General features: G+C 63.6%; 22 protein-coding genes and 3 pseudogenes. 6 read left to right on the top strand and 19 right to left on the bottom strand.

The genetic code is table 11. The features are described 5' to 3' along the window. Positions 1-127: 127 nt before the first annotated feature. Together Q427_RS16735 and Q427_RS16730 are read left to right on the top strand one after the other, a co-directional pair. Positions 128-762, top strand: a pseudogene (locus Q427_RS16735) (ATP-binding cassette domain-containing protein). A gap of 108 nt (positions 763-870) precedes the next feature. Then, positions 871-1,284, top strand: a complete 414-nt coding sequence (locus Q427_RS16730; RefSeq protein WP_051496464.1) for a glycosyltransferase — start codon at positions 871-873, stop codon at positions 1,282-1,284. A gap of 225 nt (positions 1,285-1,509) precedes the next feature. Here the strand turns inward: Q427_RS16730 and Q427_RS31445 are convergent, their stop codons facing one another. The 4 genes from Q427_RS31445 to Q427_RS16710 form a co-directional block, all read right to left on the bottom strand. Then, positions 1,510-1,857, bottom strand: a complete 348-nt coding sequence (locus Q427_RS31445; protein ID WP_043516011.1) for a hypothetical protein — start codon at positions 1,855-1,857, stop codon at positions 1,510-1,512. A 40-nt stretch (positions 1,858-1,897) separates the two neighbouring features. Beyond that, complete coding sequence (locus tag Q427_RS16720) at positions 1,898-2,329, bottom strand: DoxX family protein (RefSeq protein ID WP_043516008.1); 432 nt, start codon at positions 2,327-2,329, stop codon at positions 1,898-1,900. A 114-nt stretch (positions 2,330-2,443) separates the two neighbouring features. Then, positions 2,444-2,971, bottom strand: coding sequence for a hypothetical protein (locus Q427_RS16715; protein ID WP_231613744.1), 528 nt, complete (start codon positions 2,969-2,971; stop codon positions 2,444-2,446). Positions 2,972-2,995: 24 nt separating this feature from the next. Continuing rightward, positions 2,996-4,189 (bottom strand): cation:proton antiporter, encoded by a 1,194-nt coding sequence (locus Q427_RS16710; protein ID WP_043516006.1) that lies wholly within the window; start codon positions 4,187-4,189, stop codon positions 2,996-2,998. Positions 4,190-4,663: 474 nt separating this feature from the next. Between Q427_RS16710 and Q427_RS16705 the strand changes: the two genes are divergently transcribed. The 4 genes from Q427_RS16705 to Q427_RS29090 all read left to right on the top strand — a co-directional run bounded on the left by Q427_RS16705 (position 4,664) and on the right by Q427_RS29090 (position 8,017). Beyond that, positions 4,664-5,254: a sigma-70 family RNA polymerase sigma factor gene (locus Q427_RS16705; protein ID WP_231613743.1), complete on the top strand. Its 591-nt coding sequence runs from the start codon at positions 4,664-4,666 to the stop codon at positions 5,252-5,254. Next, positions 5,251-5,448: a zf-HC2 domain-containing protein gene (locus Q427_RS16700; RefSeq protein ID WP_231613742.1), complete on the top strand. Its 198-nt coding sequence runs from the start codon at positions 5,251-5,253 to the stop codon at positions 5,446-5,448. Before Q427_RS16705 ends, Q427_RS16700 begins: the two co-directional genes overlap by 4 nt. A gap of 98 nt (positions 5,449-5,546) precedes the next feature. Further along, the gene (locus Q427_RS29095; RefSeq protein WP_051496463.1) at positions 5,547-6,488 is read left to right on the top strand and encodes a hypothetical protein; all 942 of its coding nucleotides are present in this window, start codon (positions 5,547-5,549) and stop codon (positions 6,486-6,488) included. Next, a complete protein-coding gene (locus Q427_RS29090; RefSeq protein WP_081786053.1) occupies positions 6,395-8,017 on the top strand; it encodes a PqqD family protein in 1,623 nt (540 codons plus the stop codon). Before Q427_RS29095 ends, Q427_RS29090 begins: the two co-directional genes overlap by 94 nt. A gap of 37 nt (positions 8,018-8,054) precedes the next feature. Here Q427_RS29090 and Q427_RS16690 read toward each other — a convergent pair. The 15 genes and pseudogenes from Q427_RS16690 to Q427_RS16635 all read right to left on the bottom strand — a co-directional run bounded on the left by Q427_RS16690 (position 8,055) and on the right by Q427_RS16635 (position 23,393). Continuing rightward, positions 8,055-8,737 (bottom strand): annotated as a pseudogene (locus Q427_RS16690) (haloacid dehalogenase type II). A gap of 56 nt (positions 8,738-8,793) precedes the next feature. Beyond that, entirely contained in the window at positions 8,794-9,741 is a 948-nt protein-coding gene (locus Q427_RS16685; protein ID WP_043516004.1) for a cyclodeaminase, read from the bottom strand. Between the two features lie 204 nt (positions 9,742-9,945). Further along, positions 9,946-10,290 carry a pyridoxal-phosphate dependent enzyme gene (locus tag Q427_RS35495; RefSeq protein ID WP_269321268.1) on the bottom strand — a complete coding sequence of 115 codons (345 nt, stop codon included), beginning with the start codon at positions 10,288-10,290 and terminating at the stop codon, positions 9,946-9,948. A 14-nt stretch (positions 10,291-10,304) separates the two neighbouring features. Next, the gene (locus Q427_RS35490; RefSeq protein WP_269321267.1) at positions 10,305-10,640 is read right to left on the bottom strand and encodes a pyridoxal-phosphate dependent enzyme; all 336 of its coding nucleotides are present in this window, start codon (positions 10,638-10,640) and stop codon (positions 10,305-10,307) included. A gap of 23 nt (positions 10,641-10,663) precedes the next feature. Next, positions 10,664-10,939: a pyridoxal-phosphate dependent enzyme gene (locus tag Q427_RS35485; protein WP_269321266.1), complete on the bottom strand. Its 276-nt coding sequence runs from the start codon at positions 10,937-10,939 to the stop codon at positions 10,664-10,666. Between the two features lie 126 nt (positions 10,940-11,065). After that, complete coding sequence (locus tag Q427_RS16675) at positions 11,066-12,490, bottom strand: aspartate aminotransferase family protein (RefSeq protein ID WP_043516002.1); 1,425 nt, start codon at positions 12,488-12,490, stop codon at positions 11,066-11,068. 272 nt (positions 12,491-12,762) lie between these two features. Beyond that, positions 12,763-14,256 carry an NAD-dependent succinate-semialdehyde dehydrogenase gene (locus Q427_RS16670; RefSeq protein ID WP_043515998.1) on the bottom strand — a complete coding sequence of 498 codons (1,494 nt, stop codon included), beginning with the start codon at positions 14,254-14,256 and terminating at the stop codon, positions 12,763-12,765. A 201-nt stretch (positions 14,257-14,457) separates the two neighbouring features. Continuing rightward, the gene (locus Q427_RS16665; RefSeq protein ID WP_043515997.1) at positions 14,458-17,262 is read right to left on the bottom strand and encodes an aminotransferase class I/II-fold pyridoxal phosphate-dependent enzyme; all 2,805 of its coding nucleotides are present in this window, start codon (positions 17,260-17,262) and stop codon (positions 14,458-14,460) included. A 62-nt stretch (positions 17,263-17,324) separates the two neighbouring features. Continuing rightward, entirely contained in the window at positions 17,325-18,221 is an 897-nt protein-coding gene (locus Q427_RS16660; protein WP_231613745.1) for a C45 family autoproteolytic acyltransferase/hydolase, read from the bottom strand. 145 nt (positions 18,222-18,366) lie between these two features. Next, positions 18,367-19,839 carry a biotin carboxylase gene (locus tag Q427_RS16655; protein WP_043515994.1) on the bottom strand — a complete coding sequence of 491 codons (1,473 nt, stop codon included), beginning with the start codon at positions 19,837-19,839 and terminating at the stop codon, positions 18,367-18,369. Positions 19,840-20,003: 164 nt separating this feature from the next. Then, positions 20,004-20,441: a carbon-nitrogen hydrolase family protein gene (locus tag Q427_RS35480; protein WP_269321265.1), complete on the bottom strand. Its 438-nt coding sequence runs from the start codon at positions 20,439-20,441 to the stop codon at positions 20,004-20,006. Then, the gene (locus Q427_RS35475) at positions 20,390-20,872 is read right to left on the bottom strand and encodes a carbon-nitrogen hydrolase family protein (RefSeq protein WP_269321264.1); all 483 of its coding nucleotides are present in this window, start codon (positions 20,870-20,872) and stop codon (positions 20,390-20,392) included. The genes Q427_RS35480 and Q427_RS35475 overlap by 52 nt, the downstream gene beginning before the upstream one ends. Before the next feature lie 186 nt (positions 20,873-21,058). Further along, positions 21,059-21,532: an Lrp/AsnC family transcriptional regulator gene (locus Q427_RS16645; RefSeq protein WP_043515992.1), complete on the bottom strand. Its 474-nt coding sequence runs from the start codon at positions 21,530-21,532 to the stop codon at positions 21,059-21,061. After that, complete coding sequence (doeB, locus tag Q427_RS16640) at positions 21,532-22,560, bottom strand: N(2)-acetyl-L-2,4-diaminobutanoate deacetylase DoeB (RefSeq protein WP_043515989.1); 1,029 nt, start codon at positions 22,558-22,560, stop codon at positions 21,532-21,534. Before doeB ends, Q427_RS16645 begins: the two co-directional genes overlap by 1 nt. A gap of 171 nt (positions 22,561-22,731) precedes the next feature. Next, a pseudogene (locus tag Q427_RS16635) lies at positions 22,732-23,393 on the bottom strand (M24 family metallopeptidase). Positions 23,394-23,526 lie beyond the last annotated feature (133 nt).

The raw sequence follows: 23,526 nt of genomic DNA, 5'->3' as shown, positions 1-23,526 counted from the left end.
GCGGCAACCGCCGGATGATCGGCGTCTGGGCCCTGGTCCAGGCCAGCCTGCCGCTGGTGGGCTTCATCATCGCCGTGGGCCTGCCGCGGCTCCTCTGGGCCAATCGCCGAGGAATGCGAGGTTCACCATGATCGACCGTCATCACCTGGTGCTGAAGGATGTCCGTATCGCCCTGGACGGAGTGACCCTGCTCGAGCTCGACGCCGAGGTGGGTCCGGGCGAGGTGCTCACCGTGATGGGCCCGTCGGGCTCCGGCAAGTCGACCCTGCTGGCCTACCTGGCAGGATTCCTCGCACCGGCATTTGCGGCCAGGGGCCGGGCGCTGCTCGATGGCCAGGACATCACCGCCCTGCCGGCGGAGCGTCGCGGCATCGGCCTGCTGTTTCAGGACCCGCTGCTGTTCCCCCATCTGTCGGTGGCCGGCAACCTGCGCTTCGGCATGCCCCGCGCCACCCCCGACAAGCCTGAACGGGTCGAGGCGGCACTCGCCAGATCGGCCTGGCCGGTTTTGGCCAGCGCGACCCGGCCACGCTTTCCGGAGGCCAGAAGGCACGGGTGGCGCTGATGCGCCTGCTGCTCTCCGAGCCCTGTGCCGTGCTGCTCGACGAGCCCTTCTCCAAGCTCGACACTCATCTGCGCCACGAGATGCGCCAGCTGGTGTTCGACCGGCTTCGCGACGCGGGCCTGCCCAGCCTGCTGGTCACCCACGACCGGGAAGACGCCGAGGATGCCGGCGGCCGGGTGATCGAGCTAAGTCACTGAGAGAGCAATCCCTAGGCGATTGACGTGGAGCCGGCGACGCTATCCAAGGCATCATCAAGAGCCCCTCCAGCGCTGAACAGACTATATTGCAGCCATCAGGAGAACGAGATGAGCAACGACCCCACCGTCAAACGCTGGAGTGCCAAGCGCAAGATTGCGGTTGCCGAGGAAGCTCACCAGACCCCAGCCCCTCGGCTGAGCATTGTCGTGCCCACACTCGATGAGGCCGACACCATCGACGCCCTGATGCACCATCTGCTGGACTTCTGGGTCTGCGGCGTGGTGATCGTCGTCGTCGACGGAGGCAGCCAGGATGATACGGTCGCCCGAGCCAGACCATTGGCCACTCGTGTGCTCACCACGGCCCCTGGCCGCGCCAGGCAGATGACTATCGGCGCCAGGGCCAGCCGCGGGGAGCACCTGCTGTTTCTGCACGCCGACACGCGGCTGCCGCGCCTCGCCGACCAACGGGTGGCCGAGGCGGCCGAGGTCCTGGCGAGGAAGTACCGCCATGTCCGCTGAGTTCCCGCTGGGGATACTCGCCAAAGCGCCGCTGCCGGGCCGGGTCAAGACTCGGCTGATTCCGGCCCTGGGCGGCGGCGCGGCTGGCGCCTGAGCCTACCTACCATGCGGTGTTATCCACTGGTTTGATCATTCTTATGGACTCAATGCGGAGCGCGCCAGGTAACACCTGCTGCGCTCCACTCTCCTTGAGCTACTTAACCAGCAGCCTTGCAGCCACCGGCCTTATTGGGCTTCTGCTTCTGCCTCGGCCTCACCTTCCGCTTCTGCTTCTGCTTCTGCCTCGGCCTCACCTTCCGCTTCCGCTTCTGCTTCTGCCTCGGCCTCACCTTCCGCTTCCGCTTCTGCTTCTGCCTCGGCCTCACCTTCCGCTTCTGCTTCTGCTTCTGCCTCACCTTCCGCTTCTGCTTCGGCCTCACCTTCAGCCATCATGTGGTAGCCACTCTCGGTGGCGACATCCGAATAGATCGCCGTAAGAGCCGAGCCGCCAGCAACCAGTGCCAAGACGGGGACGGCATAGGCAACGCCCCTGGAAAGGCTGTTGAGAAGATTTTGTCGCTTGTCGTCCGGCATACATCCTCCTTGTCGGGAGTATCAGGGGAGATCGCTCACTTCAGGCATTATTGCCCTTGGCCAGCAGATAGAGCGCCATCATCACCAGCGTCACTTGGAACATCATGCCGCCGAGCGGGTGGGACGCAGTGGCCATGAAATGCCACTGCCCCCAATGCACCATGAAAATAGCCCCCAGCAGGATCAGGATCATGCCCAGGGCGGCCAGGCGGGTGGCCAGGTCACCCAACTGCGACGCAATCAAACCACCGAGCAGAATCAACAGGCCGGTACCGACCTCACCCAGGGCCACGGCGCTACCAAGCACCAGGGGGAGTCCCATCATCATGGAGAATTCGGCAACACCGCCGCCCATGAATTTGTCGATCCCCATGTAGAGAAAGACACTGGCCAGGGCGAAGCGCAGAAACCAGTGGGCATGCCTTTCGCCAGGTGCCTGCTGGACGGTGCCAGTGGTTCTGTCTGTGTTCATGTCATCATCTCCTTGGCTTGGTCTCAACGTATCGGGGTACGAGTGTCTGTCGAAGTTGGGTACACGACCTTACAGAGGAGGCACGAGACCTCGATCCCCCCAGGCACCGGCTCCTCAGGGCGAACGCTGGCGAGCCAGGCAGTAGCTCACGGCCAGTACGGCGCCGAAGACCAGGTGAGCGAAGATGGTGATCCAGTTTCTCGCCATCTCGAACCAGGGGAACATGGCGGTAAACAGGTAGAAATTCACCAGGTAGATCGCCAGCCCGAAGAGCAGGCCAGCTCCCAGTGCCTTTATCAGGCCGACCTCCTCGATGATAGGGGCAAGCAGCCAGGCATAGACCAGCGACAGGGTGAAATGCACCACCATGGCGACCAGCGTCAGGTCGATGGCGAAGGACGCAGGCGGTGGCAGCACTTCCGGTCCCATGCCGATAGCCGCGATCATTCTGACTGGTGCCCAGGGACTCATTCCCTGAAAGAGCCAGACCATGGCCATCTCCAGGAGGATGAAAACGACGCCGGCAATGAAGCCGGCAATGGCGGCAAGCCCCCAGGCACTCTGCTTCAGGCGCCGCCCCAGGATAGGCGCCATGCCGCTCATGGCATCGCCGGGGTCCGAGCTTTCCCTTCCCTCGGACACGGGAAGCTCATGGAGGGGAAAACGCTACAAATAAAATGCCATTAGCAGCGGATGAACCAGGATGCCGAAGGCGACCACGGCGAACACCATCACCAGCAGCTCATCCCGGTAGAGATAATCCAGGGGCAGCATCAGGGCCAGCCCCGCCGGTATCGCCCCCCGCAGCCCCCCCAACATCAGGGCATGGCGCCATCCTGGCGGCAGGGCGTAACCTTGCATACGGAGAAGGGGGCCCGAGCCATAGACCAGTATGGCGCGACTCAGCAAGAGCAATACGATGATCAGGCCGTGGGTCCAGTCCAGGGAAAATACCTGCAGCGCCATGGCCGTCCCCAGGGCAAAGAAGAGCACGCTTGCTCCCAGGCTGCCCAGGTATTCCCAGAAGTCGTCATAGAGTTCTCGCTTGCCTGTCTCGGCGCTGCGACGGGAGTGGCTGAAGGCCAGGGCCGCGAACACTACCGCGATGATCCCCGAGGCGTGCAGCAGGCGCTCGCTGAGCAGAAAGCCGGCAATGGGCAGGGCGAGGGTCAAGGTCAGTCCCGACATACGATTCTGCTCGCCCCAGTGGCGCACCAGACGCCCGATCAACCACCCAAGCAAAAGCCCAACCGGCACGGCAAGCAGCATGCTGCGAAAGGTTTCGATGGCGATATCACTCGGCAGGAAGTCGCCGGCCCCGATCACGGCCCCGGCGAGTGCTGTGAACATCACCACGGTGATGGCATCGATAAAGATCGACTCACCGTCCAGCAGCAGCCTGAGCCGCCTGGGTATTTTGAAACGGTCCAGCAAATGAGCAACGGAGATGGTATCGGTGGCAGCAACGGCGGCACCGAACATGAGCCCGTGGAGGTAGGGTAAGTCAAACAGCCAGGCGGCAGGCAGGCCGATCAGAAACATCGCCATGGGCATGCCGAGCAGCACCAGGAGCATCACCGGGCAAGCGGCGCGCACAAGAAGTGCGATCGGCAGGTGGCGTCCTTCCGAAAAGGCCAGCACTGGCAACAGTATGCCGAAGACAACAGCCGGATCGAGACGCACAGACGGAAGCTCGGGGGTTCGCGACGCAGCCAGACCATAGCCAATGCCCGCCAGAAGCAGCCATGACTCTGCCGGCAGCACGGTACGCGGCGCATAGTGGCGAATCGTTGACACCAGAAAAAGCAAGCCGCACAGCGCCGCCAGAAGCCGGGTATGGTCGTTGGCGAAGCCTTCCATCCTCTACCTCCAGATGCAATTTTCCAGCCCCTAGCCAGCATGAGCCGACAGGTGGGCTAGCGCTCACCTCGCCAGGTATAGGCGTGCAGTATGACGCCTCGATACTGTTCACCTTGAGTTCGTTATGAAGTGTCTTGAGCCAGGCGAGCCGCATGAGATGATTGATAATCGTCATCAGCAAAGCGGCAATCCTTACAGCTCCACTGAAAATCGCGTCAGCATCTGTATGCTTTAGGTGTAATGGTACTATTCTGGCAAATATTGGAATGATCGGTGCGAAATGCATATCGACGCTTGAGCTGCTATCTAGGTCGTGTGCGCCACGTCAACGTGCCGCCCAGATAAAGGGTAGCCGAGGAGCCGAGCCAAGTGCGTAGAAGAGTCCGACTGAACATTACTGATGCCTGAGGCCGCATGCCATGCTGTGTTAACGCATGCCTTGTGAACGGTCGTGTCGAAACAGGAACCCCTAACGTGACTGAACAAACACTAGACGACCGCATGCAGCGCCTGGTCGCCGTTAGGCCCCGGCTGCTCTCCTTCGCCCGCCTGCATTTGCGTAATCACGCCCAGGCGGAAGACGTCGTTCAGGATGCGCTGGAGGCCGCCATCGAGAAACAGGCCAGCTTTGCCGGGCGATCCGGCTATGAAACCTGGGTATTCGGCATCCTCAAGTACAAAATTCTCGATGCCATGCGGGCCCAGAAGCGCCAGGGCACCTGGCAGCCCCTGGAAGACGAAGGCGAAGCCGATGACGACGCCATCGATCGGCTGTTCCAGCAGAACGGTCGCTGGCTCAAGGAGGCGCGCCCTGTCAGTTGGGGGGAACCGGAAGCCGCTTTCGAGAACGAGCTCTTCTGGCAGGTGTTCGACGCCTGCATGATCACCCTGCCGGACAACGTGGCTCGCGTCTTCTCCCTGCGCGAGCTGATGGGGCTCTCCACCGAGGAGATCTGCCACGAGTTGGGCATCAAGGAAAACAACTGCTGGGTCATCCTTCACCGCGCCCGCCTGCGGCTGCGGGCCTGCATCGAACAGGGCTGGCTGACGGAGGAAGCCTCATGATGATCATGTGTCGACGCGCCACTGAGCTGATGTCTCAGCGGCTGGATCGCCCCCTGGCCTGGCCGGAGCGAATCTCGCTGCGCTTTCATCTCTCCATGTGCGGCGCCTGCAGCCAGTGCAACCGGCAGTTTGACTTGCTGCATGAGGCCGGCAAGCGGTTCGAGCCTGCGGCCCAGGAGCAGGAGCAGGAGTAGCCCCACCTGCGAATCATTGTCGCCAGCTGTAAGGTTCCCTCTGCGTGACCGACAAAGGCATCAACGGAGTCAATAACAGCCGATCGGGAGGGGGAACCATGGCCCAGCAGACGACATCGCATCGCTACTGGTTGGGGGGCAAGCGTGCCGCGGAACAGGACCGCTTCTTTCGGGATGCGCTCGATGCGCTCGGCTGGGAGCCGGGCGACCAGGATAACTGGGATGCCGCCTGGTTCACCGGCATGCCCGATCCTGACCAGTTCAAGCGCGTGTCGCCGCAGCGAAAGCTCAACCACTTCCCCGGCAACAATGCCCTCACCGTCAAGAGTCGGCTGCACGACTCACTGGCCGCCCTGAGGGAGCGGATGACCGAGTCGTTCGGCCCATCCCACGACGCCGTATCTCGGTTGGCCTTCTTTCCCCGAACCTATGCCATGCCGAAGGATTATCACGTCCTGCAGCAGGCGGCTCTGGAAGATCCTGACAAGCGCTGGATCCTCAAGCCCACCAACGCCTCCAAGGGCAAGGGCATCCGGGTGCTGGGCGATGTCGCCGAAGCGCCCCTGGAGCCCAACTGGATGGTTCAGGAGTATCTGGCGGAGCCTCACACCATCCGCGGGCACAAGTATGTTCTGCGCCTCTATGTCCTCGTATCTTCCATCGAACCACTGAGGCTCTACCTCTATCGGCAGGGTTTCGCCAAACTGGCCTCCGAGCCCTATGACATCAACGATGCGGACAACCCCTACAGCCAGTTGACCAACCCCGACATCAACGCGCTGAATACCACGGCAGAGATTCCCGTCGAGTTCATCGACCTGGAGCGCTACCGTCAGTGGCTCCGTGACCAGGGCCATGATGACGAACGGCTGTTCGAGCAGATTCACGACCTGGTCGTGCTCACCGTGATCTCCGCCGTCGATGCCATGCGCCGGCGCACCGCCGAATGCAGCGCCAACCCGCAGGATGTTACGAACTGCTGGGCCTCGACTGCATGGTGGACAGCGACCTCAAGCCTTGGATCCTGGAGTGCAACCTGAGTCCATCGCTGGGTATCTGTGCCAAGCCGGAGAGCGGCGGCATCGTCGAAGAAGCGGTCAAAGGCGGCCTGGTGAGAGACATGATCTCCCTGGTCGGCATCGGCGGCGCTCCTGCCAGCGGCCCGAACACCCATGCCGTGTCGTGGGAGGAGGCCACCCGCCATCTCGCCGATGAAGCAGAGGCCGAGCTGGCCAGGGCCGGCGACTACCGGCGGCTGTTCCCCGGTGCCGATCCGGCTCGCTATCTCCCGTTCTTTTCACTGCCACGACTCGCCGATGTCCAGCTTGCCGACAGTCTGGCGGGCCATCCCGTTCCGCGGCCACGGCTGGCGCGCCGCCATGTGGTCGAGATCCTCGACGAGGACCAAATGGCCCTCTATGCCACCCATACCGGTGAATACTATCGACTCAACGACACCGCCTCGCTGATCTGGCTGCTGGCGACCGAGGGGCTGGACCCCGATGCCATTGCCGAGCAGTTGGCCGGCACCTTCGCTGCCACGGACACCGGGTCACCGGATCCAGCGGTCCCGACTCGCCTGCAGCTGCGCCAGCAGGTCTGGGACGCCCTCGCGGAGTGGTGCCGTACGGGACTGCTCCGGCAACAGGGCAGCCAGGATGATACGCCGCTCTCTGCTGGTGGTGGTGAATCTTTGGTTGATGAGTCCGCTGGTGATGAGCAAGCCACTCCTGTCTCGCCCCCCGCCCGGCCTCTGCGCCTGGCGTGCCGGGAGGGCGACTATGTCCTGCATACCGATAGTGCCCCCGCCCTGGCGCGCCTGTCCGCCTTCTTCGCCGGCCAGCTCGCTGTCGGGTGCGAGGATCGCAGCCAGGGGACTCGCCTGGAGGTCCTGCGCGATTCGCCGGGCTATACCCTGGCCGCCCGGGGTGAGGTGATCGCGGCGAGGGTGACCCTGTCCGGGATTGGGCCGGTGGTTGCCACCTACCTGGCCAGGCAAGCGGCGTCGGACGAACGACCGGTCATCGACACGGCCCTGCTGACGGCGAGCAATGGGGCCGCTGCGATCTGCCTGTTTGCGACCCGCGACGATAGCACGGCCATGGCGCGGCATCTCGCGTCTTCACCGGATCTGACGCTGTCCCGAGGGCTACGCATGGAGGCGAATCGCTTTGGGCACGCCGAGCCGCTTGGGCTGCCGATTTCACAGGCCGGACGGCATGACGACGCGACACTGCCCGAGGCCGTCACGATACAAGGGGTGCTCTGGGTGAATCAGGGCAAGAGCTGCCTGGAGGACATCCACAGGAACGTATCGACACTCGATACCCTAGGGGCGCTGCTGCCTGCCTGCCTTGGCAACGGTGGCAAGCCCACGGGCGCCGCCAACGTCATGGTGCTCTCCGAGTGGCTCACCCGGTGTCCGCGCTGGGCCATCGAGACAGGCGAGACACCGGAGTCGGGGCTTTCCAGGGTCCTGGATGAGCTCGTGGCGGAATCCGGCGAGCCGGACGCCTCGCCGCATCACTGGCAACCTGGGGTCGCCGATGTCACCGCCAGCCGAGTGTGACGCCCGACCTGATCCGCTCAATCGCTCGACGCGGGTCTCAGCCCAGCCGTTCGCATAGGGAATCCAGGTCGGGCACCGTCAGGTCGGGCTCTATGGCCCAGGGTCGAAGGGTGCGTCGAGGCTGCGACGCACCCAGGCAGCATGCAGGCCGGCATGGCGGGCGCCGATGACATCGAAGGGGTTGCTGGAGATCAGCCAGGTATCGCCGGGAGCGACCTCGAGCCGGTTGCGCAGGTGAGCGTATACCGCCGGGTCGGGCTTGAAGCGCTTGACCTCATCGACGCTGATCACGGCTTCGAACCGATCGAGAATGCCGGCCTGATCGAGCAGGGTGCTGACCGCCGCCCCGGTGCCATTGGAGAAGGCCACACAGCGCACCCCGCTCTCGACCAGTCGGGTCAGCGCCTCCGGTGCCTCGGGAAAGGCGGGGAGCCGCCCATAGACCGACATCAGGTGGTCCTTGTCGACGTCGGAGAGGCGTGTCTGTAATGCACGATCGGTAAACTCCAGCGCCTCGAGGGTGCACTGCGAGAACGGCACGTAGGCGCCCATCAGGCTGCGGCGAAAACTGTATTCCAGCTGCTTGTCGCGCCAGCGGCGCGAGAACTCCGCGGCCAGCCCGGCCTTGTCCGACGCACCCAGTCGTGTTTCCAGCTCGGCCACCACGCCGTGGGTGTCGATCAAGGTGCCATAGACGTCGAACGCCAGTACCTGTGTCATTTGCTATGCCTTCGGTTGCCATGAACTCACCAGAATGGGGGCTGCCGGGCAGCGATTCAATCGTCAACCAGCCGCGAGAGGGCGAAACCGGCAATGGCCGTGTCCTGGACCCCGGTACCGGTCAGGTCGCAGACGGTGATCGTCGCCTCTGAAAGACGCAGTTGCTGGCCGTCGGCAACCACCCTGCCCAGCTCGTGGACCTTGAACGGGACTTCACGGCCGGCAAACGCCTTGAGTTCGCCGTTGTTCTCGCTCTGGGAATGGGTATCGCAGACGAAGGCGTCGGCCCGGGTCAGCACCGACTCGTCGAGTTCACGCTTCTCGGGGCTGTCGGCACCCATGGCTGTGACATGCACACCCTCGGGTAGGTCCCGTGCGTGCAGCAGGGGCTCCCGTGACGGGGTGGCGGTGACGATGATATCGGCCTGATCGCAGGCGGCATGCACGCTGTCGTGGATATGCACCTCGAGACCTTGCTCACGCATGTCATCGGCATAGGCCTCGGCGCTTTCCCGCCGCCGCGTCCAGATATCGATGATATCGATGTTGCGCACCAGGCGCAGCGCCTCGACCTGACGGCGCGCCTGCTCACCGGCGCCGATCACCGCCACGCGACGACTCTCCTCGCGAGCCAGGTGCTTGGCGGCGATGGCACCCGCCAGGGCGGTACGCACCATGGTCAGGTAGCCTTCATCGAAAAGCACGGCCTCCACCAGCCCCGTCTCGGCCGAGAAGACCATCATCAATCCGTTGAGACTCGGCAGGCCACGCCTGGGATTGTCGAAGGAGCCGGTGCTGACCTTGATGGCGAAGCGCTCCCAGCCCTTGATATGGGCCGTCTTGACGTCGACCTCGCTGTTGAACTCCTCCATCGACATGGAGAGGATCGGCGGTTGTACTGCCTCGCCCCGTCCCAGGGCGGCGAAGCCCGCCTCGACCGCGGCCATGGCCTCCCGGTCGATGCCGACCACCGCTGCGATAGCGTCACGCTCATGGAGCTGCATGAAATCCTCCTGTTCGCGCCTGGTTGATGCGCTATCTAGGAGCCTGTCGGATTTGACCGATCGTCACGAGAGATTTGGATTTCGAGACAAGTTTATCGATCTGATGAGGCGAATAGCCCGCTATTTAACGAATCAGAGCGAATGAAATTGGCCGAAAGACCGGATCTCGCAGTAGATCAGCGTTAAGCCCGACAGGCTCCTACCCTATCGATCGGCTATTTTCCTAGCCCGGTCAAAGGTTTCAAGCGACACCGCGTTACCGGAGAGGATCAGCGCCACTCGCTGGCCGTGCACCTCGACGTCGTGCTCGGCAAGGGCGGCGAGCCCTACTGCGGCGGCGCCTTCCACCAGCAGCTTCTCGTGATCCAGGATGTCGACCATGGCCCGGGCGATGGCCGCCTCCGAGACCTGACAGTGATCGTCCATCACCTCGCGTACCAGTTCGAAGGTGCAACGGTTGTCGAGGCCGATACCGCCACCCAGGGAGTCGCCCAGGCTCTCGACCTCCTCTACCTCGACGGGATGGCCGGCCTGAAGGCTCGCCCACATGGCCGCCCCGTGTGTCAGGCTGACGCCGGTGACCCGGTCCCGGGACGTATGGCCTTTACCGCCGCACCGATGCCGCCCAGCAAGCCGCCACCGGAGAGCCCGACGATCACCCGGTCGAGGTCTGGCGCGTCCTCCATCAACTCCAGGCCAATGGTGCCCTGCCCTGCTGCAACCAGCGGGTCGTCGAAGGGCGGAATCATGGTCATGCCGCGCTCGCGCACCAGCCGTTCGACCTCGGCGAAGGCCTCGTCCTGGCTCCCGCCCACGCGCTTCACCTCGGCACCCAGCGCCTCGATGGCGGCCACCTTGTTGCCAGGCACCAGTCGCGACAGGCAGATCGTCGCCGGCACGCCGAGACGCGACGCGGCCAGGSCTACCGCCCGGCCGTGATTCCCCGTGGACGCGTGGTGACGCCGGCCGAGAGCGACTCGCGACCTCGGGCTTCGATAAGCGCGGCGACCATGTTGGTGGCACCGCGCAGCTTGAAGGCGCCGCTCGGCTGGCAGGTTTCCAGCTTCAGGTAGATGGCGGCGTCAAAACGCGCTGAGAGTGCCGCCGAGTGGATCAGCGGCGAGCGCACCACCTGGCCGGAAATGCGCCGACGTGCCTCGTAGATCAGGGCTGGCGTCACCCCATGGCGTGGCAGCATGGTCACCCCTTTCACTCTTCACGGGACAAACGTGGAACCGGGCCACAAGGGCCCGGCTGATTTACTGACTGGGAGTATAGAAAATATCGCGAACCCTGCCGCGGAGGCCCGCGACAGGGGCCGGCATCAGCCGACGGTCATGGTGGCCTTGATGGCACCCTCACGGACCAGTTCGTCGGTTACCTTGTCCACGGCACGCCGGGCGCGGGCGACGATCTCGTCGACTTCGGCTCGGGTGGTGGTCAACGGCGGCGCGAAGCCCAGGATATCGCCCTGGGGCATGGCGCGAGCGATCAGGTTCTCGTCCAGCGCCGCGGCGGCGATACGCGGACCCACCTTGAGCGCCGGGTCGAAGTGCTCGCGGCGAGCCGGATCGACGGAGAACTCGAGGGCCGCCAGCATGCCCACGCCACGCACGTTGCCGACGATCGGGCTATCGCCGAAGGCCGCCTGCATCTGCTGCTGCAAGTAGCCGCCGGTCTCGGCGGCGTTGGCGGTAAGCCCTTCGCGCTCGATGATCGCCAGGTTGGCCAGACCCGCGGCACAGCCCAGGGCGTGGCCGGAGTAGGTCCAGCCATGGCCGATGGGGCCATACTCGCCGGTGCCCTGCTCGAGCACCTGCCAGACGCGGTCGCCGACGATCACGCCGGAGAGCGGCTGATAGGCGCTGGTCAGGCCCTTGGCGACGGTGATCAGGTCGGGCTTGATTCCGTAGTAGTGACTGCCGAAGTCGGCGCCGATCCGCCCGAAGCCGCAGACCACCTCATCGGCAATCAGCAAGATATCGTACTTGGCCAGCACCGCCTGGATCTCCGTCCAATAACCTTCCGGCGGCGGCACGATGCCACCGGTGCCCAGCACCGGCTCGCCGATGAAAGCAGCCACGGTGTCGGGGCCTTCGACCAGGATCATCTCCTCGAGCTTACGTGCGCAGTGCTTCGAGAATTCGCGCTCGGACATGCCTTCCAGTTCCGCGGCGCGCTGGTAGTAGAATGGCGCCTCGGTATGACGGATGGTGTCGATGGGCAGATCGAAGTGGTCGTGGAACGCCTTGAGCCCGGTCAGCGAGCCCGAGGCGATGCCGGAGCCGTGGTAGCCACGCATGCGCGAGATGACCTTCTTCTTCTGCGGCAGGCCGCGCACGTTGTTGTAGTAGCGCACGATCTTGAGCTGGGTCTCGTTGGCATCGCTGCCCGACATGCCGTAGTAGACCTTGGACATGCCGGGGCCGGCCAGCTCGAGAATCTTCTCGGAAAGTGCGATCTGCGGCTCGTTGGAGTGCCCCACATAGGTGTGGTAGTAGGAGAGCTCCAGCGCCTGCTGATAGATGGCCTCGGCCACCTCGGTGCGCCCGTAGCCGATGTTGACGCAGTAGAGCCCGGCGAAACCGTCGATGAACTCGCGGCCGTCCTTGTCGACGATATGGATCCCCTTGCCGCCGGTGATCACCCGGCCCGGCGCATCGCCATGGGCGAAGTCACGCAGGTGGGTAGAGGCGTGGAAGGTGACCTTGCGGTCGCGGTCGATCAATTCCTTGTGCTGCTGGCTCATTGCGTTCTCTCTTTTCGAAGGGCTCCCCGGCTCCGCCGGGGAGAATGTTCACAAGACTCATATTTGGGTGTACATCGCCGCCATGCGACGACTCGCGATGCCCTCGGACGAAACCCTGAGGCTTCGCTTGCGGCTTGCGCATCGAATCGGAACCAGGTCCCTGTTGCCGATTCTCGATCGACATCCCTGTCGATCGCCGCGCGCCGCTGCGCTTGCCTCAGCATCCTCGGGTAGATATCGCTCGATGTCGCATCCCGGCTGAGTGTTATTCGTTAGCTCCCGGAAACAGACCCTAAAGCACCCAGGCAGTAGTACTTGGTTTCCAGATACTCATCGATCCCGGTGATGCCGCCCTCGCGACCCAGGCCCGACTGCTTGACACCGCCGAAGGGTACGGGAGGGCCGGTCATCTTCACCGAGTTGACGCTGACCATGCCGAACTCCAGCGCCCGCAGCATCTTCCAGATGCGGCGAATGTCGTGGGTATAGACATACGCGGCGAGGCCATACTGGGTGTCATTGGCCAGGGCAATCACCTCATCATCATCGGTATAGGCCATCACGCCTGCGATGGGGGCGAAGCTCTCCTCCTGCCATAGACGCATCTCCCGGGTCAGGCCGGTCAGCAACACCGGCATGAAGAAGTTCTCGCCCGGTGCCTGATTCTGATCGCCGGCGACCAGGGTCGCGCCCTTGGAAATCGCGTCATCGACGATACCGGCGGCCTTGTCGACCGCCTGGCGATGAATCAGCGGCCCCAGGTCGATCTCGCTCTCCAGCCCGTTGCCCACGGTCAGCGCCGCCATGCGCTCCGCGAAGTGCTCGACGAATTCGTCGTGGATCGATTCGTGGACCAGAATGCGATCCGCGGCCAGGCAATCCTGACCGGCGGTCTGGAACTTGGCCGCCACCGCCGCGAAGGCCGCCTCCTTGGGGTCCATATCCGGCCCGACGATAAAAGGCGCATCGCCGCCCAGCTCCAGCGACACCCGCTTGACGGTGTCTGCGCACTGCGCCAGCAGCAGGCGGCCCACCCGAGTGGAGCCGGTAAAGGAGAGCGCCTTGATGCGTTCCTCGGCACAAAGGATCTTCGACACCTCAGGAGCATCGCCGAGCACGACGTTGAAGATACCCGCCGGGATCCCCGCCCTCTCGGCCAGTTCGGCCAGGGCCAGTGCCGAGAAGGGTGTCTCGCCGGCCGGCTTGACGATCACCGGGCAGCCTGCGGCCATGGCGGCCGCGGCCTTGCGAGTGATCATCGCCAGTGGGAAGTTCCAGGGCGTGATCAATGCCGCGATGCCGATGGGCTCCTTCAGGGTGCCCAGCGCCGCATTGGGGATGTGGCTGGGTATGGTCTCGCCGAAGGTACGCTTGCCCTCCTCGGCGAACCAGCGCACGAAGCTGGCCCCGTACTCCACCTCGCCGCGGGCGTCCGGCAGCGGCTTGCCCTGCTCCAGGGTCATGATGGTGGCCAAGTCCTCGCGGTTGGCCTGAATCAGGTCGTACCAGGCCAGGAGTCGCTCGCAACGCTCATCGGCACGCAGTGCCCGCCAGTGAACGAAGGCAGCCTCGGCGGCGTCCACGGCTTCACGAATCTGGTGGGCTTCCAACCAGGGGATATGGCCGATCGCCTCGCCCGTGGCCGGGTCGAAGACGGCCTCCTCGCGGCCGCCCTCGCCGTGGGTCCACTTGCCATTCACATAGGCGTACTGGCGGAACAGGCGCGGATCGTCGAGTCGAGCGGACAGCGTCTTGGACAGTTTCATGGGTACCTCCCCTGACACCGGCTGGTCCTGGCTGAATCCTGGCCGGTGATGACAAATATGGCGGGCAGCCAGTGGCTGCCCGATGTCTACAGGGTAAGGGTTAAGTGGAGTCAGGACTTTCCGATCATCAAGGCGCCCGATACGGTTTTTTTTGTCCTGACGGGCGGAAGTGCCGTTTTTTCTGCTGCCGCCCATAAAACCTCAGCCGGCGGGAGGCTCCTTCAGCGCTGCCTCGGTAAACACCAGCAGCCCCAGCTCCGGCCGATAGCCGTGGATCTCGGTGACATCCAGTGCCTGCAGGAAGTAGAGAATCTCCTCGCTGACCACCTGCCCCGGCACCAGAACCGGAAAGCCCGGCGGATAGGGGATGACGAAGCTCGCCGACACCACATCGCGCCCCGCTCGCATCTGGCCCTGCAATTCGCCGTTATCGAAGCGAAGATACTCGGTGTTCTCCTCGTCGTAGCTGAGAAAATAGGCCCGGCGAATATCCCCTTCCGGCGTGGCGCTCTCGACATCGGGGCGAAAGGCATCGTGAAAGCGACTGAAATCGGGCAGCGGCGGCAGCTCCTTGGTCAGGGAGTGGACGCGGTTCTCGATGATCTTGCGCTCCGGCCGGCTGCTCTCCTCCCAGCGGTATTCGAACTCCTTGGCCAGCTTGATCAGCACATCCAGCAGATAGGCGATGGAGCCCCGGGTGGTGCCGATATTGGTCATGAAGAGCACGGTATTGCGCGAGGTCTTGTTGATCTGGATTCCGTACTTGTTCATCAGGTATTCGTTCTTGAAGGTATCGCCATCGATTCCGGTGGTGCCGATGGCAATGGTGATGCGGCTGGGATCGACCACGAACTCGTCCCGGGCCCAGGCTTCCTCCATCTTGTTCCAGCCCGTGACCGGGTCGTAGTAGGACTCGACGCCGGACTCCCGGTACTCCGCCGGCACCATGTCCTTGTTCTTGAGCACCCGAAAGTATTTCTGCAGCAGCGGGTGGCTGTAGAGCTGCTCGCGCAGCGACAGCGCCGCCTCGACCTGGGCGTGAACCAGCTCGAAACCCTCCATTTCCGCCTGCATGCGCCCCACGTCCAGCGAAGCGACGATCTGGTAGTTGGGCGAGGTTGAGGTATGGGTCATGTAGGCTTCATGGAACGGCGCCTCGACCTTCTGGCGATAGTCCTGGTCGAAGACGTGGATCATCGAGCCCTGGCGCAGCGACGTCAGGGTCTTGTGGGTGGAGTGCGTGGCATAGGCGCGGATACGTACCTGATCGGGATCGGGCATCAGCCGACGCTCCAGCCAGGTAGCATCGTCGTCGGGATCCAGCTCATCGAACTCGGCCTTCCAGGCGGCGTACTCCTCCCGATACTTGTCGCTGCGATAGCGCTCTCTCAGGGTGCGGGCAGCATGCATGGCGGTACGCGGCCGATAGGTGGGGTTGAAAGAGGCGAAGGCGAACCAGGCCTCGTCCCACAGGAACACCAGGTCGGGCTTGATCGCCAGGCACTCCTCCATCACCCGGCGCACGTTGTAGACCACACCGTCGAAGGTGCAGTTGGTCAGCAGCAGCATCTTCACCTTGTGCAACTGGCCCGAACGCTTGTAGCCGAGCAGGGTCTTCTTGATCTCGTGCAGCGGCACCGCGCCATACATCGAGTAGTCGTGCAGCGGATAGGAGTCGAGATAACTGACATGGGCGCCGGCCAGGACCATGCCGTAGTGATGCGACTTGTGGCAGTCCCGATCAACCAGCACGATGTCCCGCGGCTTGACCAGCGCCTGGACCACGATCTTGTTGGCCGTGGAGGTGCCGTTGGTGACGAAGAAGCTCTGTCTGGCACCGAAGGCACGGGCCGCATACTCCTGGGCCTTCTTGATCGGCCCGTAGGGCTGCAGCAGCGAATCCAGCCCACCCGAGGTGGCCGAGGTCTCGGCGAGGAAGATGTTGATGCCGTAGAAGTCGATCATCTGGCCCGCCCAGTGGGATCGAGTCACCGATTTCCCCCGGGAGATGGGCATGGCGTGGAAGACCCCGGTGGGCTTCTTGCTGTATTCGCGCAGGGCATCGAAGAACGGCGTGCGGTAGCGGTTGTCGATGGCCCGCAGGATGGTGTGGTGCTGCTCGATGTAATCCGTCTCGCGATAGAAGATCCGGTTGAAGTAGCGGATATCGCGACTCGCCGTGGCCTCCACGTCGCCGCTGGTGACCAGGAACTGGTCGATCTCGGGCCTCAGCTCATGAATCATCGAGCTGAGCAGGATACTGCGCTCAGCCTCGGTCTGATTCTCCAGCTCCTTCTCCGACAGCCCCTCCAGGTAGTTGCGCAGCGCGCTCAGGTTGTATTTCGACTTGTAGGGAAATTCGTAGCGGATCAGGCAGGCCTGGATATTGGGATTGACCAGCACCGCGATCAACGCATCCTCGAAGCTGCGCACCGTGACCACGTCGTAGACGAACTTGTCTTCGGGGCGCCGCATGTTACGGAAGGCCTCGCGCACCACCTCCTCCTCCTGGGGGGAGAGGTTGTCGACGATCAGCAGCTCGAAGTAGGGCTGGGCGGCGCTGTTGGATGCCGGGTGGCCTCGCCGCAGCTGGGCCAGGGCATCCAGGGTCTCCAGGTCTTCGGCATTGGCGTCGCTGTCGCTGAGATCGACATGGCGACGACGGTAGGATTCGCTGATCAGCGCCCTCACCAGTCGCTTGACCACCTTCTCCAGCAGTACGTATTCGTCGCGGTCAAAGAGCGACCAGAGATGACGAAAGTCCTCCTTGGATGGAAAGGCGTGGTAGTCCTCGATGATCTCCAGCCGGGTCAGCTTGACGTCGATGGCCTTGATCAGGTTCTTGGCCCGGCTCTCGTCGTTGAGCCTGACCAGAATACCCAGGTCCCGCTTGAGTGCGTTCCAGGTGTCGGCGCGCAGCTGTGAGATCTTGTGGTAGAAGCCCAGCGCCGTATAGGCCGTTTCGGGCACCGTATAGGAGGACTCGGATTGACTGGTCTCTTGCATCACGACACCCCATCCCGTTCGTTATCGATTGTTGTCGGCCGGCCAGGCTGTACCCGACGGTCTCAGCCGGCATTCAGGCCGCGCGCGCCGTAGCGCACGGTCAGATGCTGCTCCGGAAAATCCGTGAAGGAGAGCTTCAGCCACATTCCCGGCCAGTGATACTGGGCATGCCCCGCCCGGGGCCGGTAGACCGCGGTGTAGACGGTACCCAGGCCGCGCCGGTAGTCGTGGCGAAACAGCGGCGGCGAGAAGAACGCCGAGACCAGTCGCTCCTCGGTGGTGCTCTCGTCGTCCACCAGGATCGACAGCTGCCGCTCGCGAATCAGGGTCTCGGAGGCCAGGGCATGGGCATACCACTCGATCTTCTTCTGGTGGTTGGTGGCCACCGGTACGCGGCGAATGCTGGCACGCTGGTCCGGTGCGATCATCGCCGTGACGTAGCGACCGGAGGCGTCGGCCACGGTGATGTTGTAGGCCATGTGGGTCGGCACCCGGGCCAGCACGGCGGCGGCCTCGGGCACCGTATCGCAGAACTCGAGGATGTAGCGCAGGATGATCGGCGCGCCGAAGCCCTCCCCCACCACCTTGCGACCGCCGAAGGCCAGCGATACCGCCAGGCCGCTGTCGTTGATGCCATCGAGCACCCCCCAGAGGCAGTCGGACATGGCGATCACGCCGCGACCGTTCCAGTTGGTGTAGAGGATGGTCCCCTCGCAGAGCTCCGGCGGATAGTCGTAGTTGCGTGCCAGCACGGTGACGTCGCTTCGCGCCAGCACTGCCTGGGAGCAACCGGTGATATAGGGCGGTGGCCGATAGAGGCTCAACAATCGTGAAGCCAGATCGCCGCCACCGGCCAGGGCGCAAAGGGCCCGGTAGGTATCCAGCAGCTCCGGCATATGCTGGCGCAAGGCGTTATAGCAGGCCAGATAGGCCGGACGCTCCCGCTCGCCCTCGGCCAGGTACCACTGCTCATAGGCCGGCCAGTGGTAGTCGAACAGCGACTGCCACTTGCGCCCGGGCTCTCCTCACGGACGGTGCGGAAAATCAGCGTCTTCTCCATATCAGGCATCGCACCACCGCAGGGGGGGCGCCGCTCCACTCCGCTCAGAGAATCTTGAAATTGCCGCCACCGACGGCATGGCTGACGGCCACCTCCTCCACCACCGGATCCTGCAGAGACTGGCCGGCATACTGGCCGCGAATACCGTCGATCCAGGCGCGGGCGCGCTCGGTGAGCTGGAAGTCGTCATCCATCAGCCGGCCCCTGGTAATCAGGATGCCGAGGTCCGCCCCCTCGTAGCGGAAATCGCCGGCGCCGCTGATACGCAGGAAGAAGCCCTCCTTGTCGTTCTCGGCGGCGTGGGGGTGGTAGCTGTAGTGGTCGTAGCCGATGCTGCCGTCCTCGGCCATCTTCCACACGCCGGTACGCGGGGCCTGGGTGAGCAGGTCGACGCTCTCGTCAGTGTGCTTGATCACCAGCTGACTCCAGCTGTCGACGCTGTCGGGGTGCGACCAACGGTGATTGATCTCCTCGATGTCCAGCTCGAAGTCGAGGTCGGAGAACTCAAGCAGGTGGAAGAGGAACAGCGGGATGTCGGAGTGGGCGAAGGCAGCCACGTTGGTCAGCGAGCTAGCCCCGGTGACTCGCGGGTTGAGCTCGCCCAGGTAGACCTCGCCGTTGTCCATGTCGATCAGGAAATCGAGTTCGAAGTAGCCTCGGTAGCCCTCTTCGCGCAGGGCCTCGCCGAACAGGAAGGTGTACTCACGGGCCTTGTCGCGGATCTCCTGGGTGAAGGCGCCGGCGAACATTTCGTTGCCGCACCAGCCGCCCTTGTAGGGGGTCAGCGTCTTGAAGCCGACCAGTTCGGTCATCAGCGGACCCACCACCGTGCCGCAGCGGGTGGCACAGGCCTCGATGGCCGAGCCGCGGCAGTTGATGCGCTTCATGATCTTGACCTCGGGTTCGGCCTCGATCTCTTCGGCGTGCTTGTAGTAGTCCTCTTCGCTGGCGATGAAGAAGGTGGTGTGACCGGAATCACCAAAGGCGGTCTGGACCACCAGGTCGTCGCCCAGCTCGCGGCTGACTTCACACAGCTCCTGGTAGCTACCCACCTTCGCCAGCACGTTGGGCACGCTGGGCACACCGGCCTTGTTGCCGATGCGCACCGTCTCGATCTTGTTGTCCATCCGCTGTCGGAGGGTCGCGGGGGGAAAGGCAATGCGAAGCCCCAGCTGCTTGCACACCTCCTCGGTGTGCTCGTCGAACATCAGGAAGGCGGCCACACCCGCACTGTCGCCGGAGGCCCGGGACTGGATGAAGTCGATGACCTCCTTGTGCTCGAGCAGGTAGTTGTTGATGTCCTCGATGCTCTCGAAATCCCGGGGAAACTTCTCCTTGGGGACGAAGACATTGCGCTGCTGGCCGTCGAAGCAATTGATGTAGTTGATATGGCGGAAGTTGCCCACCCAGTCACCGATGCCGAGCAGGTTGAAGTTGGTAGCGGAGATGAAGTAGATCGGTTCCTTGTTGTTGAGGAAATGGCGGCGAACGTCGGCAATGCTTGTTATTTTGCGCATTTTTGTCGCTCCATCAGTGGAAGAACCCGCCTGCGGAGCGGGTCTGCCAGAGGGCGGCGGGGTAGAGCCCACCGCGGGGGCCTGGCCGAACAAGCGGCGCAGGACACGAATCAGTGACTCCAGCATGGCTCTCTCCCTTGGCTCTTGCCGCCGCTGCTGGCGGCTCAGTACTCCTCAACGTCGGCGCGAAGAGGCTTGGCTAATGGGCCAAGGGTATCCAGGAATGCCGTGGAACCGTTCTCGCTACGGTACACGGAGAAGTCGACCCGGCGTTCGCGGAAGCTCTTCAATGGCTGGCCGAGACCACGCAGACCGGTTTCTCGCTCGCGGCGCACCCGGTTCATGTCCACCTCGATGGGCATGACCTCTTCGCCGGTGCCTGCCTGGTGAATGACGTCGCCGGAGGGACCAACCACGATGGAGCGACCGTTGCCGAGTGCACCAGCGCCATTGATATCGAAAAAGTAGCACTGGTTGACCGCCGCGTTGGTGCGGGCGATGGAGAGCTCGATATCGCGGTCGATGGTATCGGTCATGGTGGGATGGAGGATCACCTCCGCGCCCATGGCCGCCAGGGTGCGGGTGGTCTCGGGAAACCACATGTCGTAGCAGATCGACACCCCGAAGCGGCCCACGTTGGCACATCGAAGGTGACGAACTCGCTGCCGCTCTCCACGCCCGCCTCGTAGGGGAGGAAGGGGAACTGCTTGCGGTAGCGGGCCACGACATGACCATGGGGATTGATCACCGACAGGGTGTTGTAGACGCTCTCGCCGACCCGCTCGAACATGGAGCCGGGAATCAGCCAGATGCGGTGCTGCTCGGCCAACTGGCAGAACATCGCCTCGGCGGTGCTGGGCATCGGCTGGGCGTGATGCGGTGACGCCCCCAGGGGCATCAGTTCGCTGAACAGCACCATCTGGACCTGGGGAAAGCGGCTCATCAACACATCGACGCGGTGTCGCATGGCCTCGGTATTGTCACCGTGGTGCAGCGCATGCATCTGCACTCCGGCAATGGTGAAATAGGACATCGTCGCTCGTCTCCGTAGGCGATCTCGGTACATCCGGGGCGCTGTCTTGTGCGTTCTCTGTCAGCAAGGAAGCGTCAGCGGGATCGCCCGGCACAGGTGAGCAATTGGCTCACCACCAGCTTAAGCCAAATTCATCAACATGTAATCAACGATACTTTCCCAGGGCCGCCATGGAATCAGGAAAGCTCAGGTCAGGTAATCGGGGAGCACATGAGGGCTTTTCTGCTTGACGCTCTTGGTGACGATATAGGTGAAGTAGCGCTCGATGCCGGTCTCGGAGGTGAGCCAGGCATCGATCAGGCGCTGGTAGGCATCGATGGAGTCGGCTTCCACCTTCATCAGGTAGTCCACCCCGCCCCCCACCGCCACGCACTCGGTCACCTCAGGCGTGGCGTGGACCAGCGCCTCGAAGCGGGCGAAACTGGCAGCGTTGTGCTGCTTCAGCTCGATCTGAACCCAGACCGGGGTACGGCGCACCAGGGCCTCGGGATTGATGCGTGCACTGTAGCCTTCGATGATGCCGGCCTTCTCGAGGCGGCGCACACGCTCCCAGCAGGGGCTGACCGAGAGGTTGATCGCCTCGGCCAGCCTGGACTTGGTGATGCGCCCGTCCCGGGAGAGTATCTCGAGAATCTTCAGGTCATAGCGGTCGAGCTTCATCACTCCAGCGACTCCACGACTTCGGCAATCACGGCGATGGTATCGCCCATGTTGACCTGGGCAGGAAAGCGTCGAGCGGCAAGCACGCCACTGCGCTCGGCGCGATACTCCACCGGCGCCGCGCCACTGCGGGCCGGATCGTAGACCCGGGCGATCACCTCCCCCTTCCGGACCACATCGCCCAGCATCAGGGTCAGCTCCAGCAGGCCCGAGTGCTCGCTCTGCACATAGCAGCTCGCATCGGGCATATCGAGATAGATCTGCGGCTCGGCAGGCAGTTCCAGCTTACCCCCCATGAGACCGAACTGAATCAGGAAGTTCCGAATGCCACGCTCGGTAATGGCCAGGGTCTCCGGCGTCGAGGTGCCGCCGCCACCGAGTTCGGTGGCCACGAACACCTTGCCCTGCTCCTCTACCACGGTATCGAACAGTGAGGCGGCATCGAGCTCGAACATCATCATGGCGTAGGGAGCGCCAAAGGCCTTGGCCCCCTCCAGAGCCTGGCGCTGCTGCTCGGGATTCTCCAGCACATGGGAGGCGCCGAAAGGAATGATGTCCAGGGTGCGCCCACCCGAGTGGAGGTCGAGCACCACGTCGCACATCGGCACCATCACCCGGGTGAAGTAGTCGGCGATCTTCTCGGTGACGCTACCGTTCGGGTCGCCGGGGAAGCTGCGGTTGAGGTTGCCGCCATCGAGCCCGGAGGTGCGCTTGCCTGCCATCACCGCCGGGGTATTCATGCAGGGCACGATGATCACCCGGCCGCTGACGTCCTCGGAACGCAGGCTGCTGGACAGCTTGAGCAGCGAGGTAATGCCCTCGTACTCGTCGCCGTGATTGCCGCCGGTGAGCAGCGCCGTGGGGCCCTGCCCGTTCTTGATCACGGTGACCGGGATCATAACCGCCCCCCAGGCGGACTCGTCCACGGAGATGGGCAGCTTGAGAAAACCGTGCTGGACGCCATCGGCGTCGAAGTCAACAGTGGCGCTGATGGGGCTGGGGCGCATCTGGCTGGGAGGCTTGGTCATGTCCTGGAACTCCTTGTTCAATGGCAGCAGGCGGCTGCTCGGGGCTATTCTGGCGGCAAGCCTGCGAGGAGGCGCTGTGAATACTTCCCTGTAAGCTACTTTTGCCTTCCCTGGCAAAAGACCACCTCTTCGGCTTGCCCCCAGCGCCCCTTCGTTGGCGGTGTTACGAGATCAGCGCACAAAAAGCTGGCGGGGGAAGTTCGCCAACGCTTCGCAGCCGGTCTCGGTGATCAGAATGCTCTCGGTGATCTCCAGGCCCCACTCGTCCTGCCACAGGCCGGGCATGAAGTGGAAGGTCATGCCCGGCTGCAGGATGGTCTCGTCGGAGGGGCGCAGACTCATGGTGCGCTCGCCCAGTCGGGTGGATAGCTGATACCGATAGGATAGCCGCAGCGCGCCCCACCCCGATCGAAGCCGTACTTGTCCATGGCCGCCCCCAGCGCCATGGCGATATCGGCGGTACGATTGCCGGGCTTGGCCACGGCCAGGCCACGCTCGATGCCCTCCAGCAGCGCCGACTCGGCACGGATGAACTCCTGGGGGGGCCGCCCCAGGAAAACGGTGCGCGACAGCGGCGCATGATAACGCTTGAACACACCGGCAATCTCGAAGAACGTGCCCTCGCCCTCGCGGAAGGGCGTGTCGTCCCAGGTCAGGTGAGGTGCCGCCGCATCCTTGCCGGTGGGCAGCATGGGCACGATGGCAGGATAGTCGCCGCCAAAGACCTTGCCGTGCTCATCGACCCAGCCCTCGATACCGACACGGTAGATCTCGGAAACCAGCTTGCTCTTGGGCAGGCCGGGCTCGATCACCTCGAGGATACGCGTATGCATGCCCTCGACGATCTTGCCGGCAATGCGCATGTAGGCGACTTCCTGGGGAGACTTGATCGCCCGACACCAGTTGACCAGCGCATTGGCATCCATGAAGCGGGCATGGGGCAGCTCGCGCAGCAGGCACTGATAG

Source organism: Halomonas sp. BC04, from assembly GCF_000568385.1.
Note: the sequence above shows the minus strand (reverse complement) of the source record. Positions and strands in the feature narration are given on the sequence as shown.

Bases quoted from the DNA above. Each gene is read 5' to 3' on its own strand.
- Q427_RS16685 (WP_043516004.1), bottom strand. From the start codon at position 9,741: ATGCAGCTCCATGAGCGTGACGCTATCGCAGCGGTGGTCGGCATCGAC.
- Q427_RS16645 (WP_043515992.1), bottom strand. From the start codon at position 21,532: ATGAAGCTCGACCGCTATGACCTGAAGATTCTCGAGATACTCTCCCGG.
- Q427_RS16675 (WP_043516002.1), bottom strand. From the start codon at position 12,490: ATGAGCCAGCAGCACAAGGAATTGATCGACCGCGACCGCAAGGTCACC.
- Q427_RS35485 (WP_269321266.1), bottom strand. From the start codon at position 10,939: ATGCTGCCACGCCATGGGGTGACGCCAGCCCTGATCTACGAGGCACGT.
- Q427_RS16700 (WP_231613742.1), top strand. From the start codon at position 5,251: ATGATGATCATGTGTCGACGCGCCACTGAGCTGATGTCTCAGCGGCTG.
- Q427_RS16665 (WP_043515997.1), bottom strand. From the start codon at position 17,262: ATGCAAGAGACCAGTCAATCCGAGTCCTCCTATACGGTGCCCGAAACG.
- Q427_RS16670 (WP_043515998.1), bottom strand. From the start codon at position 14,256: ATGAAACTGTCCAAGACGCTGTCCGCTCGACTCGACGATCCGCGCCTG.
- Q427_RS16655 (WP_043515994.1), bottom strand. From the start codon at position 19,839: ATGCGCAAAATAACAAGCATTGCCGACGTTCGCCGCCATTTCCTCAAC.
- Q427_RS29095 (WP_051496463.1), top strand. From the start codon at position 5,547: ATGGCCCAGCAGACGACATCGCATCGCTACTGGTTGGGGGGCAAGCGT.
- Q427_RS16720 (WP_043516008.1), bottom strand. From the start codon at position 2,329: ATGAACACAGACAGAACCACTGGCACCGTCCAGCAGGCACCTGGCGAA.
- Q427_RS16730 (WP_051496464.1), top strand. From the start codon at position 871: ATGAGCAACGACCCCACCGTCAAACGCTGGAGTGCCAAGCGCAAGATT.
- Q427_RS35480 (WP_269321265.1), bottom strand. From the start codon at position 20,441: ATGTGGTTTCCCGAGACCACCCGCACCCTGGCGGCCATGGGCGCGGAG.
- Q427_RS35475 (WP_269321264.1), bottom strand. From the start codon at position 20,872: ATGTCCTATTTCACCATTGCCGGAGTGCAGATGCATGCGCTGCACCAC.
- Q427_RS29090 (WP_081786053.1), top strand. From the start codon at position 6,395: ATGCAGCGCCAACCCGCAGGATGTTACGAACTGCTGGGCCTCGACTGC.
- doeB (WP_043515989.1), bottom strand. From the start codon at position 22,560: ATGACCAAGCCTCCCAGCCAGATGCGCCCCAGCCCCATCAGCGCCACT.
- Q427_RS31445 (WP_043516011.1), bottom strand. From the start codon at position 1,857: ATGCCGGACGACAAGCGACAAAATCTTCTCAACAGCCTTTCCAGGGGC.
- Q427_RS16710 (WP_043516006.1), bottom strand. From the start codon at position 4,189: ATGGAAGGCTTCGCCAACGACCATACCCGGCTTCTGGCGGCGCTGTGC.
- Q427_RS35495 (WP_269321268.1), bottom strand. From the start codon at position 10,290: ATGTGGGCGAGCCTTCAGGCCGGCCATCCCGTCGAGGTAGAGGAGGTC.